The 17,321-nt window shown below is 66.0% G+C and carries 17 protein-coding genes; 7 read left to right on the forward strand and 10 right to left on the reverse strand.

Translation table 11 applies throughout. From position 1 onward, the window contains the following. Positions 1-234 precede the first annotated feature (234 nt). The 5 genes from secY to SJY41_RS01030 all read left to right on the forward strand — a co-directional run bounded on the left by secY (position 235) and on the right by SJY41_RS01030 (position 6,226). Positions 235-1,599 carry a preprotein translocase subunit SecY gene (gene secY, locus SJY41_RS01010; protein WP_380778301.1) on the forward strand — a complete coding sequence of 455 codons (1,365 nt, stop codon included), beginning with the start codon at positions 235-237 and terminating at the stop codon, positions 1,597-1,599. A 52-nt stretch (positions 1,600-1,651) separates the two neighbouring features. Then, the gene (locus tag SJY41_RS01015) at positions 1,652-2,302 is read left to right on the forward strand and encodes an adenylate kinase (protein WP_380778303.1); all 651 of its coding nucleotides are present in this window, start codon (positions 1,652-1,654) and stop codon (positions 2,300-2,302) included. A gap of 544 nt (positions 2,303-2,846) precedes the next feature. Then, positions 2,847-3,539, forward strand: coding sequence for a winged helix-turn-helix domain-containing protein (locus SJY41_RS01020; protein ID WP_380784027.1), 693 nt, complete (start codon positions 2,847-2,849; stop codon positions 3,537-3,539). 6 nt (positions 3,540-3,545) lie between these two features. Further along, positions 3,546-4,895 carry an ATP-binding protein gene (locus tag SJY41_RS01025; protein WP_380778305.1) on the forward strand — a complete coding sequence of 450 codons (1,350 nt, stop codon included), beginning with the start codon at positions 3,546-3,548 and terminating at the stop codon, positions 4,893-4,895. 71 nt (positions 4,896-4,966) lie between these two features. Beyond that, a complete protein-coding gene (locus SJY41_RS01030) occupies positions 4,967-6,226 on the forward strand; it encodes an MFS transporter (protein ID WP_380778307.1) in 1,260 nt (419 codons plus the stop codon). Positions 6,227-6,288: 62 nt separating this feature from the next. Here SJY41_RS01030 and rsmD read toward each other — a convergent pair whose 3' ends face one another. Continuing rightward, a complete protein-coding gene (gene rsmD, locus SJY41_RS01035) occupies positions 6,289-6,831 on the reverse strand; it encodes a 16S rRNA (guanine(966)-N(2))-methyltransferase RsmD (protein WP_380778309.1) in 543 nt (180 codons plus the stop codon). Then, positions 6,831-8,438 (reverse strand): pseudouridine synthase, encoded by a 1,608-nt coding sequence (locus SJY41_RS01040; RefSeq protein ID WP_380778311.1) that lies wholly within the window; start codon positions 8,436-8,438, stop codon positions 6,831-6,833. Before SJY41_RS01040 ends, rsmD begins: the two co-directional genes overlap by 1 nt. Before the next feature lie 120 nt (positions 8,439-8,558). On the opposite strand from SJY41_RS01040, the gene SJY41_RS01045 reads away from it, so the two are divergent. Then, the gene (locus SJY41_RS01045) at positions 8,559-8,990 is read left to right on the forward strand and encodes a response regulator (protein WP_380778312.1); all 432 of its coding nucleotides are present in this window, start codon (positions 8,559-8,561) and stop codon (positions 8,988-8,990) included. Between the two features lie 52 nt (positions 8,991-9,042). Then, the gene (locus SJY41_RS01050; protein WP_380778314.1) at positions 9,043-10,377 is read left to right on the forward strand and encodes an AmpG family muropeptide MFS transporter; all 1,335 of its coding nucleotides are present in this window, start codon (positions 9,043-9,045) and stop codon (positions 10,375-10,377) included. Between the two features lie 6 nt (positions 10,378-10,383). Here SJY41_RS01050 and SJY41_RS01055 read toward each other — a convergent pair whose 3' ends face one another. The 8 genes from SJY41_RS01055 to SJY41_RS01090 form a co-directional block, all read right to left on the reverse strand. Beyond that, positions 10,384-10,836, reverse strand: a complete 453-nt coding sequence (locus SJY41_RS01055) for a DUF6628 family protein (protein ID WP_380778316.1) — start codon at positions 10,834-10,836, stop codon at positions 10,384-10,386. A gap of 68 nt (positions 10,837-10,904) precedes the next feature. Then, positions 10,905-12,218 (reverse strand): bifunctional folylpolyglutamate synthase/dihydrofolate synthase, encoded by a 1,314-nt coding sequence (locus tag SJY41_RS01060; RefSeq protein ID WP_380778318.1) that lies wholly within the window; start codon positions 12,216-12,218, stop codon positions 10,905-10,907. 117 nt (positions 12,219-12,335) lie between these two features. Beyond that, positions 12,336-13,187 (reverse strand): acetyl-CoA carboxylase, carboxyltransferase subunit beta, encoded by an 852-nt coding sequence (gene accD, locus SJY41_RS01065; protein WP_056486848.1) that lies wholly within the window; start codon positions 13,185-13,187, stop codon positions 12,336-12,338. Beyond that, positions 13,184-13,996, reverse strand: a complete 813-nt coding sequence (gene trpA, locus SJY41_RS01070) for a tryptophan synthase subunit alpha (RefSeq protein WP_380778320.1) — start codon at positions 13,994-13,996, stop codon at positions 13,184-13,186. Before trpA ends, accD begins: the two co-directional genes overlap by 4 nt. 175 nt (positions 13,997-14,171) lie before the next feature. Beyond that, entirely contained in the window at positions 14,172-15,410 is a 1,239-nt protein-coding gene (trpB, locus tag SJY41_RS01075) for a tryptophan synthase subunit beta (RefSeq protein WP_380778322.1), read from the reverse strand. Positions 15,411-15,490: 80 nt separating this feature from the next. Further along, positions 15,491-16,126 carry a phosphoribosylanthranilate isomerase gene (locus tag SJY41_RS01080; protein ID WP_380778324.1) on the reverse strand — a complete coding sequence of 212 codons (636 nt, stop codon included), beginning with the start codon at positions 16,124-16,126 and terminating at the stop codon, positions 15,491-15,493. Positions 16,127-16,200: 74 nt separating this feature from the next. Beyond that, positions 16,201-16,875 (reverse strand): orotidine-5'-phosphate decarboxylase, encoded by a 675-nt coding sequence (gene pyrF / locus SJY41_RS01085; RefSeq protein WP_380778326.1) that lies wholly within the window; start codon positions 16,873-16,875, stop codon positions 16,201-16,203. After that, the gene (locus SJY41_RS01090) at positions 16,875-17,240 is read right to left on the reverse strand and encodes a hypothetical protein (RefSeq protein WP_380778328.1); all 366 of its coding nucleotides are present in this window, start codon (positions 17,238-17,240) and stop codon (positions 16,875-16,877) included. Before SJY41_RS01090 ends, pyrF begins: the two co-directional genes overlap by 1 nt. Positions 17,241-17,321 lie beyond the last annotated feature (81 nt).

Consider the following 17,321-nt stretch of genomic DNA (forward strand, 5'->3'; position numbering starts at 1 on the left):
GTTTGTCGGGCGTCTCCCCTCTTCCGTTCGCCCTGAGCGAAGTCGAAGGGTACCTCTCTCGGGGCGATGTCCTTCGACTACGCTCAGGACGAACGGGATAAGTAGAGAGTTCTCGAGCCTTCTGGCCCGCGATATCCCACCTAGCCATTAGACAAGCGCGCCCGTGCGCCTATATGAGCGGCGGGGGCGGTCACAACGCATCCCGCCTTCTTTGTTTCCAGGACGATCACACGCATGGCATCCGCAGCCGACCAGATGGCGCAAAGCATCAGCCTTTCGAAATTCGCGAAGGCGACCGACCTCAAGAAGCGGTTGTGGTTCACGATCGGTGCGCTGATCATTTTCCGCCTGCTCAGCTACGTCCCGCTGCCGGGTGTCGACCCGACCGCGCTCGGCCTGCTCTCGCAGCAGACGCAGGGCGGCGTGCTCGATTTCTTCAACACCTTCTCGGGTGGTTCGCTCAGCCGCATGTCGCTGATCGCGCTCGGCGTGATGCCCTACATCACCGCCTCGATCGTGGTGCAACTCGCGACCTCGCTGTCGCCGACGCTCGCCGCCATCAAGAAGGACGGCGAATCGGGCCGCAAGCGCCTCAACCAGTACACGCGCTACGGCACCGTCGGCCTGACCGCGGTGCAGGGCTATTTCATTGCCGTCGGCCTTGAGACGCTTGGCGCAGCACAGGGCATTCAGGCGGTCATCGAGCCCGGCATGATGTTCCGCGTCGCGGCCGTCATCTCGCTGATCGGCGGCACGATGTTCCTGATGTGGCTCGGCGAGCAGATCACCAGCCGCGGTATCGGCAACGGTGTCTCGCTGATCATCATGGCCGGCATCGTCGCGCATCTGCCCGTGACGCTCGTCAACCTGCTCGAAGGCGGCCGGTCGGGCTCGCTCGATCCGATCAAGCTGATCGGCATCGTCGTCGCGGTGGTCGTGTTGATCCTGTTCATCTGTTTCATGGAGCGCGCGCAGCGCCGCATCCTGATCCAGTATCCCAAGCGCCAGACGCAGCGCGGCATGCAGGCCGATCGCAGTCATCTGCCGCTGAAGATCAATACCGCTGGCGTCATCCCGCCGATCTTCGCCTCGTCGCTGCTGCTGATGCCGCTGACGATCTCGCAGTTCGCCGGCCAGCGCGTCGCCGGCGAATCGAAGTGGGGTGACTTCATCATCACGCTCAACCAGTACCTGCAGCACGGTTCGCCCGTATACATGCTGCTGTACGGCGCCGGCATCGTCTTCTTCTCGTTCTTCTACACCGCGGTCGTCTTCAACCCCGAGGAAACCGCCGACAATCTGAAGCGTAACGGCGGGTTCATCCCCGGCATCCGCCCAGGCAAGAACACCGAGAACTATTTCGATTACGTGCTGACGCGCATCACCGTGATCGGTGCGGCGTATCTGGCGATCATCTGCCTGTTGCCGGAATATCTGGTGACCGCGTTGCAGATCCCGTTCTACCTCGGTGGCACCAGCCTGCTGATCGTCGTCAACGTGACGATGGACACGGTGACGCAGATCCAGTCGCACCTGCTGGCGCACCAGTATGGCGACTTGATCAAGAAGGCGAAGCTCAAGGGCAATCGACTTCGTTAAGCTCCGGGGCTAACCCGGAAAAAATCCTGCACGAACGAGGGGAGTGCGTTTCGTGAATATCATCCTTCTTGGACCGCCAGGCGCGGGCAAGGGAACCCAGGCCGCGACGCTGGTTTCAGACCGCGGCATGGTGCAGCTTTCGACCGGCGACATGCTGCGTGCAGCGGTCGCCGCCGGAACCCCGGTCGGCCTCCAGGCAAAGTCGGTGATGGCATCGGGCGGTCTCGTCAGCGACGAAATCGTGTCGGGCATCATCGGCGAGCGTCTGGACCAGCCGGATACCGAGAACGGCGTAATCTTCGATGGCTATCCACGCACCGCCGCGCAGGCCGAAGCGCTTGAAGGATTGCTGGCCGATCGTGGTCGCACGCTGGACTACGTCATCGAGCTGGGTGTCGACGAAGCCGCGCTGATCGACCGCGTCGTTGGCCGCTATACCTGCGCGAAGTGCGGTACGGGCTATCACGATCGCTACAAGAAGCCGGTCGTGGCCGGCGTCTGCGACGTCTGCGCCTCGACCGAGTTCAAGCGCCGGCCCGACGACAACGCGGACACGGTGCACACGCGCATGGCAGAATACCGCGCAAAGACCGCACCTATCCTGCCGATCTACGACGAACGGGGCCTAGTCCACCGCGTTGATGGCATGGCAGATATTGCGCATGTCGGCGCTGAGATCGCGGCGATCCTCGACAAGAAGTAAGCATGTTCTCCCGCGAAGGCCGGGGCCCAGGCTGGGCTCCCGCCTTCGCGGGAGAACAAGACCCGGGCGCGGCGATCCTATGGGGTGAGTTCGTCCCCTCGGGTTGGCGCGACCCTCTCCGTCATCCCGGCGAACGCCGGGACCCACGGATACGGCGGACCAAGCGATTGCGCACAATCATCGCCAACTCCACAACCATGGGTCCCGGCTCGCCGGGATGACGGGGAAGGGGGTAGGGACCCAATTTCGCTCGCTTGTATCTTCGCTCCATTGCAGATCAGTTCATCACGCGTTGCGCCTCCGGGGGGTGACAGCGTACCTTTCAACATGACGAAATTGTCACCGCTCGGTCATCGCCCTGACCCCCGCCCGATCCTAGAACAAACCCGTGACCTGCAACGGTCGCGCAAGTTTCCAGAGATCGGTGCCCGTCACTCCCGGGGGTACCGTGGGGGCCGGCGGGAAGGGTTCTTTCCGCCGGCCTTTCCGTTTATGAGGGCCGGAGATAGTGACCGATTTCGGTGGCAGGGAAGGTGAGACCGCGTTGAGCCGCAAGATCCTGATCGTCGAGGACGACGCCTCGACGTCCGCTTATCTTGCCAAGGGGTTAGCCGAAGCGGGGCACGCTGTGGAGGCTTGTGCAGACGGCCGCGACGGACTGTTTCTTGCGAGCGAAGGTATCTTCGACCTCATCATCGCCGATCGCATGCTGCCCGGCCTCGACGGACTGTCGATGGTTAGCGCGATTCGCGCCGCTGGGATCGCCACGCCGGTTCTGATCCTTTCCGCGCTTGCCGCAGTCGACGACCGCGTCGATGGGCTGAAAGCCGGCGCCGACGACTATCTGTGCAAGCCCTTCTCGTTCGCTGAGCTCTCCGCGCGGATCGAAGCACTCGTCCGCCGGTCCGATCGGGCCGCGACCGAACCACAGAAAACCAAGCTTTCCGTGGGTGATCTGGAAATCGACCTGCTCGCGCGCGCGGTATCGCGTGCCGGTCGCTCGATCCCGCTGGGCGCCCGCGAGTTCAACCTTCTCGAATTTCTAGCCCGCCATGCTGGCCAGGTCGTGACCCGCACGATGATGCTGGAGAAGATCTGGAACTATCATTTTGACCCGGGCTCGAACGTCGTCGACGTCCATATCGGCCGCCTCCGCCGCAAGCTCGAGGATGGCTTCCCGACGCCGATCCTCCACACGGTGCGCGGCGCAGGATACCGGCTCGCCGTCGAAGGCTGATCCGGGGTGGTGATCCGTCTTTCGGTAACCGCCCGAATCGCGCTGTTGTCGATTGCACTGGCGCTCGTGTCCAATCTCGCGCTGGTCGGTTTCGTCTGGAAGACGACAAGCGCCGACGCCATCGACGCGATCCGCCGCGAGACGACCGAACAATCCGAAGCCTTGCGTGCGGTATGGCGTGGCGGTGGCCTGCCGGCAATTCGCCAGGCGATCGACAGCGCGGTCGTCCCTGGGGATGTTTCGCTGGTATTGGCGGTGATCGACCCCAAAGGTCGGGCCGTGCTCGGTATCGCGCCCGCACGGCTAGCAGTGCCGCTCCGCATCACGCAGTTCCGTATCGCGCGCCTCGGCGCAGACGAACTCTGGTCCGCCCGCGAAACCGGCTACGCGCTGCATCCGCTCGGGAGCTACTGGCTTCTCACCGGGCGCAATCTCGACCTAATCGCGGCCGAGGAACGCGCGATCGAGCGGGCGCTGGCAGTTGCGGTGTTCCTGTCGCTTGCGCTCGGGGTGTCCGGCGGACTTGTCCTTACGCGCTATGTGGGCCGCCGACTGGACGGCATCGCCAACGCCATCGAGGCAGCAGGCGAGGGTGACCTCTCACGCCGCGTCGACGTGATCGCCGGGGGCGGCGACGCGTTCGATCGCCTCGCCGCGCGCCTCAACGTCATGCTCGGCAAGCTTGAGGGCGTGATGGCTGAACTTCGGATCGTCACCGACAGCCTGGCGCACGACCTTCGGTCGCCACTCGCCCGCCTCCGGACCAAGACCGAGCAGGCGGTGCTTATTGCCGACCCCGACGCGCGTGAAGCGGCACTGGGCGGACTGCTCGTCGAGACCGACCTCGTCATGCGGATGCTGACGATGGTGATCGAGATCAGCCGCTCGGGCTCGGTCTCGCGCGACCGGTTCATCGAGGTGTCGCCCGCAGACCTGCTGGAGGAAATCGGCGAGCTCTACGCCCCCGTGGCGGAAGACGCCGGCCTGCTCTTCACGATCGCGATCGACGACCGCCCCCCGCCGATGAAGCTACACCGGGAACTCATCAGCCAGGCGATCACCAACCTGATCGACAATGCGCTCCGCCACGGCGCAGTGGGCGGGGAGGTCACGCTGCGGATCGTCCACCGCACCGACGGCGTGGCAATCCAGGTCGAGGACCGCGGGCCCGGCATCGCCGCGGCCGACCGGGCTCAAGCGCTCAAGCGGTTCGGCCGCCTCGACAGTGCTCGCTCGACTCCCGGCGCTGGCCTCGGCATGGCACTGATCGAGGCGGTGGCGCGGCTGCACGACGGGCATTTCGAACTGGGGGACAATGCGCCAGGCCTGGTCGCGCGGATCGTTCTCCCGGCTTGAGTCTGTCCGACCCGCGGGAATGGAAGATCCGGATCGGTTGACGGCGCCGACGGTCAAGGCAATGTCGCGGCATGACCACGCTTCGCGCCCATCGTCGGATCCTTACTGCCAGCCTCGTCGGCACCGCAGTCGAGTTCTACGATTTCTACATCTACGCGACCGCTGCCGCGCTCGTATTCGGTCCCTTGTTCTTTGCAGAGCAATCGGCCTCGGCGCAGTTGCTGTTCAGCTATGCGACGTTCGGGCTCGCATTCGCTGCGCGGCCGGTCGGGGCGATCGTGTTCGGGCATTTCGGCGATCGGATCGGGCGCAAGTCGACATTGGTAGCCTCATTGCTGCTGATGGGCGGATCGACCGTCGGGATCGCCTTCCTGCCCACCTATGCGCAGGTCGGCTGGATTGCGCCGGCGCTGCTGTGCCTGATGCGTCTTGGCCAAGGGCTTGGCCTGGGTGGTGAATGGGGCGGGGCGGCGTTGCTCGCGGTCGAGAACGCGCCGGCGCACCGCAAGAATACCTGGGGCATGTTTCCCCCTCTCGGCGCCCCGGTGGGCTTCCTGGCGGCGAACGGCCTGTTCCTCGTGATCGGGCTGGTCCTCGACGAGGCGCAGTTCGTCGCCTGGGGATGGCGCATTCCGTTCCTGCTGAGTGCAATCCTCGTCGGCCTCGGCCTATGGGTGCGGCTCAAGCTGACCGAGACGCCAGCCTTCCTCGAGGCGGAGCGGACGGAAGCGCTTCCCAAGGTACCGATCGCAACTTTGCTGACGCAGCACCTGCGTCCGACGCTGGCGGGCACGTTCGGCGTCATCGCCTGCTTCGCGCTATTCTACCTCGCGACCGCGTTCGCGCTTGGCTACGGCACCAAGACACTCGGCTATTCGCGCGAATCGTTCCTCGCGGTCGAACTGGTGGCGATCTGGTTCCTTGCGGGCGGCGTGGTCGTGGCCAGCGTGCTCGCCGATCGGTATTCCGCCGCACGGATGCTGGCGGTCGGGTTTGCGGGCTGCATCGGCGTCGGCGCGTTGATGGGACCGATGCTGGGGTCGGGATCGCTGTTCACGGTATGGCTGTGGCTGTCGGGCGCCCTGTTCGTGATGGGGTTCGCCTACGGACCGCTCGGCGGATGGTTGCCGAGCCTGTTCCCGGCGGGCGTGCGCTACACGGGCGTGTCGATGACCTTCAACCTCGGCGGCGTGCTCGGCGGTGCGCTGGCACCTATCGTGGCGGAGGCGCTTGCACCGCGCGGGCTGTGGCTGGTCGGCGGGTATCTGATGGCGGCGGGCGTGCTCAGCCTCGGCGGACTGCTGATCCTCGGCCGCAATTCAAAGGAATAGTCTGTTCTCCTGCGAAGGCGGAAGCCCGGACCGGGCTCCCACCTTCACAAGAGAACCAGATTTTACGCTGACACTGGCCGCAACAACGTCAGCCGCGCCTTGCCATGCACGCGCGTCGCGTCGATCTCGAAGCCCGCCAGTTCGACGACTTCCGCCTTCGCCGTCTCCAGGCTGATCCACGTCGCCGGGCTGGTCCACCCAAGCCGCGCCAGCTTGTCGAGCGCCACCATGCCAGCACCAGTATTATACGGCGGATCCATGAGGATCACGTCGAGCGGCGCAGGTGCCGGCCCGAGGGCCATCACCGACGTTGCCCGCACGTCGCCGCGCACGCCGAGCTTGGCGAGGTTCGCCTTCAGCGCGTCCACTGCCAGCTTGTCCTGCTCGACGAACAGACAGGTCGCCGCCCCCCGGGACAGTGCCTCGATTCCGAGCGCACCCGACCCCGCGAACAGGTCGGCAACCGCCAACCCCTCGAAGCTTCCGACGCGGCTCGTCAGCATCGAGAACAACGTCTCGCGCATGCGGTCCGCGGTTGGGCGGGTAGCGTCGCCTTTGGGCGCTACGATCGGGCGTCCGCGCCACTGGCCTGCGATGATCCGCATCAGCGTTTACCTCCACGCGGGGCACGGGGCGGGTGACCGCGCCCTCCGGACGGGCCCTTGCCGGGGCCACTCGTACGACCACCACGGTCGGGCCGGGCGGGCGCCTCGCGCATGGGGCGCGGATCGGCGCCGGGACGGCCGGCGGCGCTGCGAGCCGCACGCTTGTCGACCGAACCGCGTGCCCCCGAGTCGGTTACCTGCGGACGGAAGCCGCGAGGCTGCTCCTGACGCTGCGGCGTATCGGCGCGACGCGGTGCCGGCGTACCACTGGTGCCGACGCGGCTCGGTGCGGCACGCTCGCGCGGTGGCTTGGCCGCGCGGAAATGCTTGATCTTCGGGCTGGTGCTCAGCTCCTCGCCGCGATCCGCGCGTTCTTGGCGGACATATGGGCGGGACGTATCGCCGCTTGTCGGTCGTGCGTGGTGTGCGCCGGCCGGGCGAGCGGCGTTACGCGTATCCGGCCGCGCCCAGGGATCGTTGACGTCGCCGCGCTGCATCGCGGCTGTCGGACGGATCCGCTCGGGCCGGGCAGGCCGCGAAGGACGGTCCGTCGGCGCCGCGCCGCTGGAGAAGCCCGAGCTCGCAGGCGCCGTATAGGGGCTGCGGACAGGCGTACGCGCCCCACCTGGAGTAGTGCGCGGACCTTGCGTTGGTCGCGAGCCCGGCGCCGGACGTGCTGCCGGAGCAGGGCGGGGCGCATTGCTGCCGCGCTGGCTCGACCGTGCACCGATCCCGGCACCCGCGCCGGCACTGGCGCTGATGCCGATGTTCGCGCGCGCACCCGGACCCTCCGGACGGCCCTTGGCCAGTTCCTTCTGGAACGCGACGACGTCGTGCTGCAGGACTTCACCGATCTGCCCGGGGGGAAGATCGCCGAGCACGAACGGGCCATAACGCGTACGGATCAGGCGCGAGACCTGCAGCCCGAGGTGCTCCAGAACGCGGCGGACTTCGCGGTTCTTGCCCTCGGTCAGGATCATCTCGATCCACACGTTCGCGCCGGTACGACGCTCGATATTGGCGTTGATCGACCCGTAGCGAACACCCTCGATCTCGATGCCCTCGATCAGTTCCTCGAGCTGGGGCTGCGTGATGTTGCCATACGCACGTGCACGATAGGCGCGCTCGACGCCGGTTGCGGGCAGCTCGAGTTGGCGCTTGAGGCCACCATCGGTGGTCATCAGCAACAGCCCCTCGGTGTTGAGATCGAGACGACCGACCGGCACGAGCCGTGGCAGATCCTGCGGCAGGCGATCGTAGATCGTCGTGCGCCCGGCAGGGTCGCGCTCCGTGACCAGCAGCCCGGTCGGCTTGTGATACAGGAACAGGCGCGCGGCACTCGGTGCCTCGACGGGATCGCCGTCGACCGTGACACCAGCGAGATTGCGGAGGATCGTCGCTGGCGTGTCGACCAGCGTGCCGTTCAACGCGACGCGGCCTTCGGCGATCATGCGTTCGATATCGCGGCGCGAGGCGATCCCGGCGCGCGCGAGCAGTTTGGCGATTCGGTCGCCCTTGATCGGTGCGCCCGGGACGGAAGCGGAGGGGGTTGCAGGCGCGTCGATCGACGGGCTGGCAGTCGGGTTATCGTCTTTTGAAGTCGTCATGGCGCGGCTGATACTATGGATCTGCTCTCAGCGCGAAAATATTTGCGACCGTTCGTGCCGCGGCGCGTTAGGGCACGCAAGCGTAACGACCATTCGCGCGCGTCCGGGGGCCTGTCGGCAATGATATTCGGAAAGAAGAAGCGTCAGATCGTCCGGCTCCTGGTCGTCGAGGACGAGCCATTGGTGGCGTTCGATACCGAATATTTTCTGGCCGAGGCAAAGTTCACGATCGTTGCGACGATCGACCGCGTGGCGGAAGCGCTGCCAATTCTTGCGAGCGAGACGGTGATCGACCTTGTGCTGGTCGACGTGAATTTGGCGGACGGTTCCGGCATCGACGTGGCGCGCGCGGCACAGAGCCGCGGCGTGCCGGTAATGTTCGTGACGGGGAGTTGTCCGGTCGAGGCGACCACGCTCGCTGCCGGGTGCATGGCCAAGCCGTACGCCCCCCGCGATCTGATCGCCGCGATCGAGGCGATCGAGGCGATGCTCGGCGGTGGCAAGCCCAAGCGCGTGCCACCGGGGTTCACCCTGTTCCCGCAGACGGCATGACACTGGTCGGCTAACGTCTTCCCTCGTTCGGACAGCGCGCTATGGTCGGCGCATGTCCACCGATACCGCCGAACGCCGCTCCGTTCTCGCAACGCTTGCACCTTATCTCCGGCCGAGACCGATCGCAGCCCTGCTGCTGGGTATATCGAGCGGTTTTCCTCTGGCGCTGCTGCTGGGAACGATGGGGTATTGGCTGTCGAAAGTCGGCATCGACAAGAAGACGATCGGGTTCGCGATCGGCCTCACCACGCCGTATACGTTGAAATTCCTGTGGGCGCCGTTCATCGACCGGTTCGAGATTCCGATCCTGACGCGGCTCGTCGGACAGCGGCGGGCGTGGCTGTTCTTCGTGCAGGCGCTGCTGTTCGGCTCGGTCTGGATGCTTGGGTTCAGCGCGCCGCAAGACCATCTCGGCGTCTTCGCGTTCTGGGCGATCGTCACCGCGTTCCTCGGCGCGACGCAGGACATCGTCATCGACGCCTATCGCATCGAGATCCTGCCCGAGGACGAACTGCCGCACGGCACCGCGAACAACCAGTTCGGCTATCGGCTGGGCAATCTGGCTGCGGGTGTCGGAACGATCGCGATCGCGTCGTCGGAGGGCCTGGGGCTTGGCTGGGCGTTAGGCTATGGCCTAACGGCGTTTTGCGTCATTCCGGGGGCTCTTGCTGCATTATGGGCGGGGCGTGGCCTGCACGACCGCGTGTTGGCGAAGCAACCGCAGGAAACCGGCGGACGCTGGCTCGAAGACACGATCATCGACCCGTTCCGCGAATTCTTCCAGCGGCGCGGCGCGGTGCTGATCCTGCTGTTCGTACTGATCTACAAACTCGGCGATGCGATGGGGCAGGGAATGCTCAACCCGATGATCGTTGAACTCGGGTTCAGCGACACCGAATTCATCGCGATCAACAAGCTGGTTGGGTTCTGGGGACTGATCGTCGGCACCGCGCTGGGGGCGCCGTTCATGGCGTGGCTCGGGCTGGGTCGCGCCCTGTTCGTGTCGGGCGTGCTGATGATGTTGAGCAATTTTACCTTCGTGATCCTTGCCTGGCATGGCCATTCGAACACTTGGCTGACGATTGCCGTGGCGACGGAGCAGGTTACCAGCGGGATCGGCCTGACGGTGTTCGTGACGTATCTCTCTGGCCTGTCGAACCTCGCCTACACCGCCACGCAGTTTGCGCTGCTGTCGTCGTTCGCGGCGGTCGGGCGGACCTGGCTGGCGGCACCTGCAGGCTATGCGGCAACCGCGCTCGGGTGGCCGGGCTTCTGGATGCTGACGATGGTTGTCGCAGTGCCCGGCCTGATACTGCTTTGGATCTTGTGGCGGCAGGGTTTCGTCGTCGAGAGCGTGCGTCGCGCGCCCGCCGACGAACTCGCATAGCCTCGCCTACACTGTGATCGGTCTGCCTTCGTCCGCGAAGGCGGCCGCAACCGCGGCGGCGCTTGCAAGCACGCCATCGACGCGGCGAACCCCGAGCAGGTCGGCCATCAGGAGACGGGCAGTTTCCGGTGCGGTCTCGATCCGGGCCAGGATCGACAGCATCGCGGCCTCGGCTGGCGTCGCCCTTGCGCAACAGCATGGCGCGATCGCGATCGTTCCTGCCGACGTCGCGGCGAGGTCCGCCATCAGAGCGCGCAGCAGCACCAGCGGCCTGCGAAAGCCTTGCCCGAACGCGGTTACCATCGTGTGCGCAGCGCGCGCGTCGGCAAGACCGTGAGCGCCCATTCGGCGCATCGCGAACAAGACAATTCGCGCGTTTTCACAAGGTGGTAACGGGTGCGGCAACAATGTCGTCGCGCTGGTGAGAGCATGTATCGAGGCGGGGCGGGTATCGGTCATTCACGCGACTCCGTGGTGGTCTCCACAAACTCGCGCGTTGGTTATTGATAGTCAATAGCAATAAGAACTCAGTCAGGCAGTTGGTCGTTCCCTACGAGCGCTTCGCCTGCGAGGTATAGCGAACCGGCGATCAGAACGACATTTGGCGTATCCTTCGGGACCATCGCCAGGCCCTGCGCGATCGTTGGCGCCGTATCGCCCGGGACATCGTAGGTTTGCGCAATTGCGACTAACGTCGCCGGGGCATGGTGGGCGTGCCCTTCGACCGGGACGGCAATAACGCGCGATAGCGATGGCGAGAGAATACGCAGTACGGACTGTGAGTCCTTGTTCGCAAGCATTCCCATGACGAGCGTCACAGGGCGACCTTTTGCGATGCGGCGCAGCGCTTTTTCGACGGGTATGGCGGCATTCGGATTATGAGCGCCGTCCAGCCATAACTCGCTGCCGGCCGACAGACTGGCCAGCAACGGCCCGTCCGATAATCGCTGCATGCGGGCGGGCCAATGCGCCCAGTCCGCCGCGGCACGCAGTGCGGCCTCGGGGATATGCACCGCACCCTGATGGCGAAGCATCGCGATGGCCAAAGCGAGGTTACGCGACTGGTGCGCGCCGACGAGGCGAGGGCGGTTGGTGACGACAGAGAAGCCTTCGTCCTCGTAGCGGACGGTCGAGCGGGCGGTTTCGCTGGTCCAGGCGCTGCCGCGTGCGAACACAGGCGCGCCGGCGGCATCAGCGACGGCGGCGATTTTCGTGCGCAGCACTTTCGGATAGTCCATCGTCACGAGCGGCACGCCGCGCTTCGCGATCCCCGCTTTCTCACCGGCGATCTCCAGCAGCGTGTCGCCGAGGAACGACTGATGGTCGATGCCGAGCGCGGCGATGCCGGTCACCACGGGATTGGGGATGACGTTGGTCGCGTCGAGCCGTCCCCCGAGGCCAACCTCCACGATCGTCGCGGCAGCCGGCGTACGCGCGAACGCCAGGAACGCAGCAGCGGTCGTGACCTCGAAGAAGCTCGCCTGAAGGTCGGCGGCGTGATCCAGCACTTCCTCGAGCAACGCGGCGAGCAGGTCGTCCTTGATCAGCGATCCGGCGATGCGGATGCGTTCGTTGAAACGGACGAGGTGGGGAGAGGAATAGACATGGACGCTGTGGCCGGCGGCTTCGATTGCGGCCCGCAGGAACGCACAGGTCGAGCCCTTGCCGTTGGTGCCAGCGACGTGGAACACCGGGGGGAGACTGAGGTGGGGATCGCCAAGGCGTGAGAGCAGCGCGGTGATGCGCTCGAGGCCGAGGATGTCGGCGCCGGGCGAGAGCGCAGTCAGGCGGTCGAGCTGCGCTTGGACGGCGGGCGAAGAGGACGTCGCGTGGTCGGGCATTCTGGCTCCCTATCCCCTCCGGGGAGAGGGCTGGGGTGAGGGGCAGTTCCGGGCGCAGCATCGCTGGGTGGCCCCTCACCCCGACCCTCTCCCCGGAGGGGAGAGGGAGTAGGTCAGTTACGCCGCTTCGCGTGCGCTCAGATACCCGATGACCGTGCCGAGCTGCTCGCGCAGGTCCTTGCGGTGCACCACCATGTCGATCATCCCGTGCTCGAGATAATATTCCGACGTCTGGAAATCCTCGGGCAGCTTCTCGCGGATCGTGCTCTCGATCACGCGGCGGCCGGTGAAGGCCAGCGTCGCCTTGGGTTCCGCGATCTGGACGTCGCCGAGCATCGCATACGCCGCCATCACGCCGCCCGACGTCGGGTCGGTCAGCACGACGATGTACGGCAGCCCGGCATCGTGAAGCATCTGGATCGCCACCGTGCTGCGCGGCATCTGCATCAGGCTCAGAATGCCCTCCTGCATGCGCGCGCCGCCGCTAGCAGTGAAGATTACGTAGGGCACGCGGTCTTCGATCGCCGCCTCGACACCGCGCACGAACGCCTCGCCGACGGCCAGACCCATCGATCCACCCATGAAGCCGAAATCCTGCACACCCACCACGACGCGGTGGCCGTCGATCGCGCCGCGCGCGTTGATCAGGGCGTCCTGCTCGCTGTTGTCGGTGCGCGCCGCCTTGAGGCGATCGGTGTAGCGCTTCTGATCGCGGAACTTGAGTGGGTCTTCGGGTACCTTCGGCGCCGGCAGTTCCGAACAGCTGCCCTCGTCGAACAATTGCGCAAAGCGGATTTTCGGCCCGATGCGGTCATGATGATCGCATTTCGGGCAGACGTAGAGATTGTCCTCGAGCTCCTTGGTGAAGACCATCTGCCCGCAGCCCTTGCACTTGTGCCAGAGATTTTCGGGCGTCTCGCGCTTCGCGACGAAGGGCAGGACGTTGCGGACGCTGTTGAGCCAGCTCATGCGGATACTTTCCTTGCGCTCGCGACGGCATCGGCGAGAGACTTGATATAGGCGCGAACCGGCTCGGCCGCAGCGGCGCCATATTGTGCGACCAGTTCGACGATCGCCGAGCCGACCACGACGCCGTCCGCGACACGGGCGACGTTTGCGGCCTGTTCGGGGGTGCGGATGCCGAAGCCGACCGCGATCGGGATATTGGTCTGTGCCTTGAGGCGGGCAACGGCATCCTCGATCGAGGATTGCTGCGCCTGCTGGAGCCCGGTGATGCCGGCAACCGAGACATAATACAGGAACCCACTCGCGCCATCGAGCACGGTCGGCAGCCGTGCCGCATCGGTGGTCGGGGTAGCGAGACGGATCAGATCGATGCCCGCGGCGCGCAACTGCGGGCCTAGCGCATCGTCTTCCTCGGGCGGGACGTCCACGCAGATCACGCCGTCGACGCCGGCCTTGGCAGCAGCCTCGGCGAACCAGTCTGCGCCGCGCCGAAGCATCGGGTTGCCGTAGCCCATCAGCACCAGCGGCGTATCCGGATGCCGCGCACGGAAGGCGGTCGCAGTCGCCAGGATGTCCGCCGTCCGTGTCCCCTGCGCGAGGCTGCGGATGTTAGCGGCCTGAATCGCGGGCCCATCGGCCATTGGATCGGTGAACGGCATGCCGAGCTCGATCGCATCGGCGCCGCCCGCAACGAGTGCGTCGAGGATCGGGCCGGTCGCCTCGGTGGTCGGATCACCCGCGGTGACGAATGCGACGAGCGCGGCGCGCCCGGCGGCGGCGGTGCGCGCGAAGGTGGCGGCTATGCGGCTCATACCCGTGCCTCCAGGCCGGCACTCGTCGCCCGATCAAAAACCGTCACCCCAGCGAAAGCCGGGGTATCCTGCTTGGCGACCACCGCACCCGCCCCATCGATACCCCAGCTTCCGCTGGGGTGACGGGTTAAGAGGGGTGTCCGACGAAGCGCAGTGGGGGAGCACGTGGCGGCGATCATATCGCCACCCCGAGTGCTTCCGCGACGGTGAAGATGTCCTTGTCGCCGCGGCCGCACAGATTGGCGAGGATGATCTGGTCCTGCCGCATCTCGCGTGCTTTGCGCGCGACCGATGCGATCGCGTGCGACGGCTCCAGCGCAGGAATGATACCCTCGGTCCTGCACAGCAGCTGGAACGCATCGAGCGCTTCAATATCGGTCGCGCTGTCATACTGAACCCGGCCGATATCGCGCAGCCATGCATGCTCGGGTCCGATACCCGGATAGTCGAGCCCGGCCGAGATCGAATGCGCTTCGGTGATCTGGCCGTCCTCGTCCTGCAACAGATAGGTCTTGTTGCCGTGGAGCACGCCCGGAAACCCGCCCGCGAGGCTCGCCGCATGTTGCTTGTCGAGCCCGTGACCGGCCGCCTCGACGCCGAGCATCTGCACCTCCGCATCGTCGAGGAACGGATGGAACAGCCCGATCGCGTTCGAGCCGCCACCGATCGCCGCGACCAGCAGGTCGGGCAGGCGGCCGATCCGCGACAGCATCTGCGCACGCGCCTCGGTGCCGATGACGCTCTGGAAATCGCGGACCATCTCCGGATACGGATGCGGGCCGGCGGCGGTGCCGATGATGTAGAAGGTGTCGTGGACGTTCGCGACCCAGTCGCGCATGCCCTCGTTCATCGCGTCCTTCAGCGTGTGTGCGCCGCTCGTCACCGGGCGGACCTCGGCGCCGAGCAGCTTCATGCGGAACACGTTGGGCGCCTGCCGCTCGACGTCCTTTGCGCCCATGTAGATCACGCAGGGGAGGCCGAACCGCGCGCAGACCGTGGCGGTCGCGACGCCGTGCTGGCCGGCACCGGTTTCGGCGATGATCCGCGTCTTGCCCATCCGCATCGCCAGGAGGATCTGGCCGATGCAGTTGTTGATCTTGTGCGCGCCGGTGTGATTGAGTTCGTCGCGCTTGAACCAGACTTGGGCGCCCATGCCTTCCGGCGCAGACTCGCGGAGCGCTTCGGTGAGCCGTTCGGCATAATAGAGCGGGCTCGGGCGGCCGACATAATGTTCGAGCAGGTCGTCGAACTGCGCCTTGAACGCGGGGTCGGCCTTTGCGGCGCGGTATTCGCGGTCGAGGTCGAGGACCAGCGGCATCAACGTCTCGGCGACGTAGCGACCACCGAACTCGCCGAAATGGCCGCGCTCGTCGGGCTGGGCGCGGTAGGAGTTTGGAGCGAGGGGAGCGTTCATCGTTGCGCGTTTAGCACTTCGGAAATCGCTGTCACCCCTCCCGTTTGCCGAACGGCGCCCCGGCCTTCGCCTGCGTGGTATTATCGCGTGCCGACAGCCCGTAAAAACGCGGCGATCTTCGCTTCGTCCTTGATGCCGGGTGTGCCCTCGACGCCCGAAGACACATCGACCAATTCCGCCCCAGTCCGCCGCATCGCTTCAGCGACATTCGCAGGATCTAGTCCACCCGACAGTGCCCAGGGTAGCGGATGTCTGAACCCGACGAGCAGATCCCAGTCGAATCGCAAGCCCATCCCACCCGGCAGCACAGCCGAGTCCGGAGTCTTGGCATCATACAGGATCCGGTCGGCAACGCCCGCGAACCCATGCGCCGCGTCGAGATCGCCGCGGGTGCGGACGGCGACGGCAACCCAGGTCTCGATCCCGAACTTCGCGCGGATCGCGGCGGCCCGCGCCGGCGTCACCTTGTGAAGTTGCAGCACGTCCAACGCCGCCGACGCCACCGCCTGCTCGAGCATCTCGTCTTCCGGATCGACGAACACCCCCACGCGCTTGACCTGCTCCGGCACCCGCGCCGCGAGCTCGGCAGCCTTCGCGAAGGTGACATGACGCGGCGAAGCGGGGAAGAAGACGAACCCGACATGGCTCGCGCCGTGGCCGATCGCGGCATCGAGAGTGGCGGTGGTGGAAAGGCCGCAGATCTTGGCGGTGGTCATCGTGGTTCCTAGAACGGGTCGTCGAAGCTGAACGATCCTCGCCCATCAGGGGAAGGATCCAAACCGAACCCGCCCTAGAGCGTCGCAGCCATTGCGCGGGCGGCGCCATCGGGATCTTCGGCTTGGGTGATCGGCCGGCCGACCACGAGGATCGACGCGCCCGCGTCGAGTGCCTGGCGCGGCGTGACCACGCGCTTCTGGTCGCCGATCTGACCATCGGGCAAGCGTACGCCCGGCACCACGAAGAAACCCTTAGGCCAGATCGCCTTGGCCGCCGCGACTTCCGCGCCGGAGCAGACGATGCCGTCGACCCCCGCCTCGCACGCAAGCTGCGTCAGCCGCGAAACCTGATCGTGCGCGCTGCCGGCCACGCCGGTGGCCGCGAGATCGGAGGCGTCCAGGCTCGTCAGCATCGTCACCGCGATCACCTTGGTGCCGACCGGCGCGGCCGCCTTGGCATCTTCCAGCATCGCCCGGCCGCCACTCGCATGGACGGTAAGGATCGCCGGTTCGAGTCCACCGAGCGCCTGCACAGCCTTGGCAACGGTGTTCGGAATATCGTGCAGCTTCAGGTCGAGAAAAATCGGCAGGCCGAATTCCGCCATCGCATGCACACCCGGCTGGCCATGCGCGGAGAAGAATTCGAGGCCGAGCTTGATGCCGCCGACATGGTGGCGGACGCGCGATGCCAGAGCCTTGGCGCGCGCCAGATCGGGCGTGTCGAGCGCGACGTAGATACGGTTGCTCATCAGACGGCAGCAGGCGGGAGCGTCGTCGGCGAAACCGCCGGTTCTATCGGGGTGGGCGTCACGATGGTCTCGACGGGCATCTCCACGGGCGCTGCGCGCACCGGCTCGGGCCGCGGCGTCCGCAGTTCGAACAACTCGCGCTCGCACGTCGACAGACGCTGGCGCAGCCGCCACCGGATCGCATGATTGTACAGCATCGTCGGCACGAACCCGATCAGGAACGTCACGAACAGCAGCAGCGGCAGGTTCACGTCGGCGATCAGCCCGCCCCAGAGCTGGATCTGCACGGCATTCCAGTTCGATATCGTGAACACCGCGGCGATGAACGCCAGCAGGCACCAGAACAGGATTTTCAGGAACTGCATGCGGCCACCTCTATCGCGTCCCTCGGTGCCGAAGCGCCGATGGGTGTCGCAGAGCTACCGCCACACAGCCGGTTTGGCCAG

The sequence above is a fragment of the Sphingomonas sp. R86520 genome (genome assembly GCF_042466285.1).
Taxonomy (GTDB): domain Bacteria; phylum Pseudomonadota; class Alphaproteobacteria; order Sphingomonadales; family Sphingomonadaceae; genus Sphingomonas.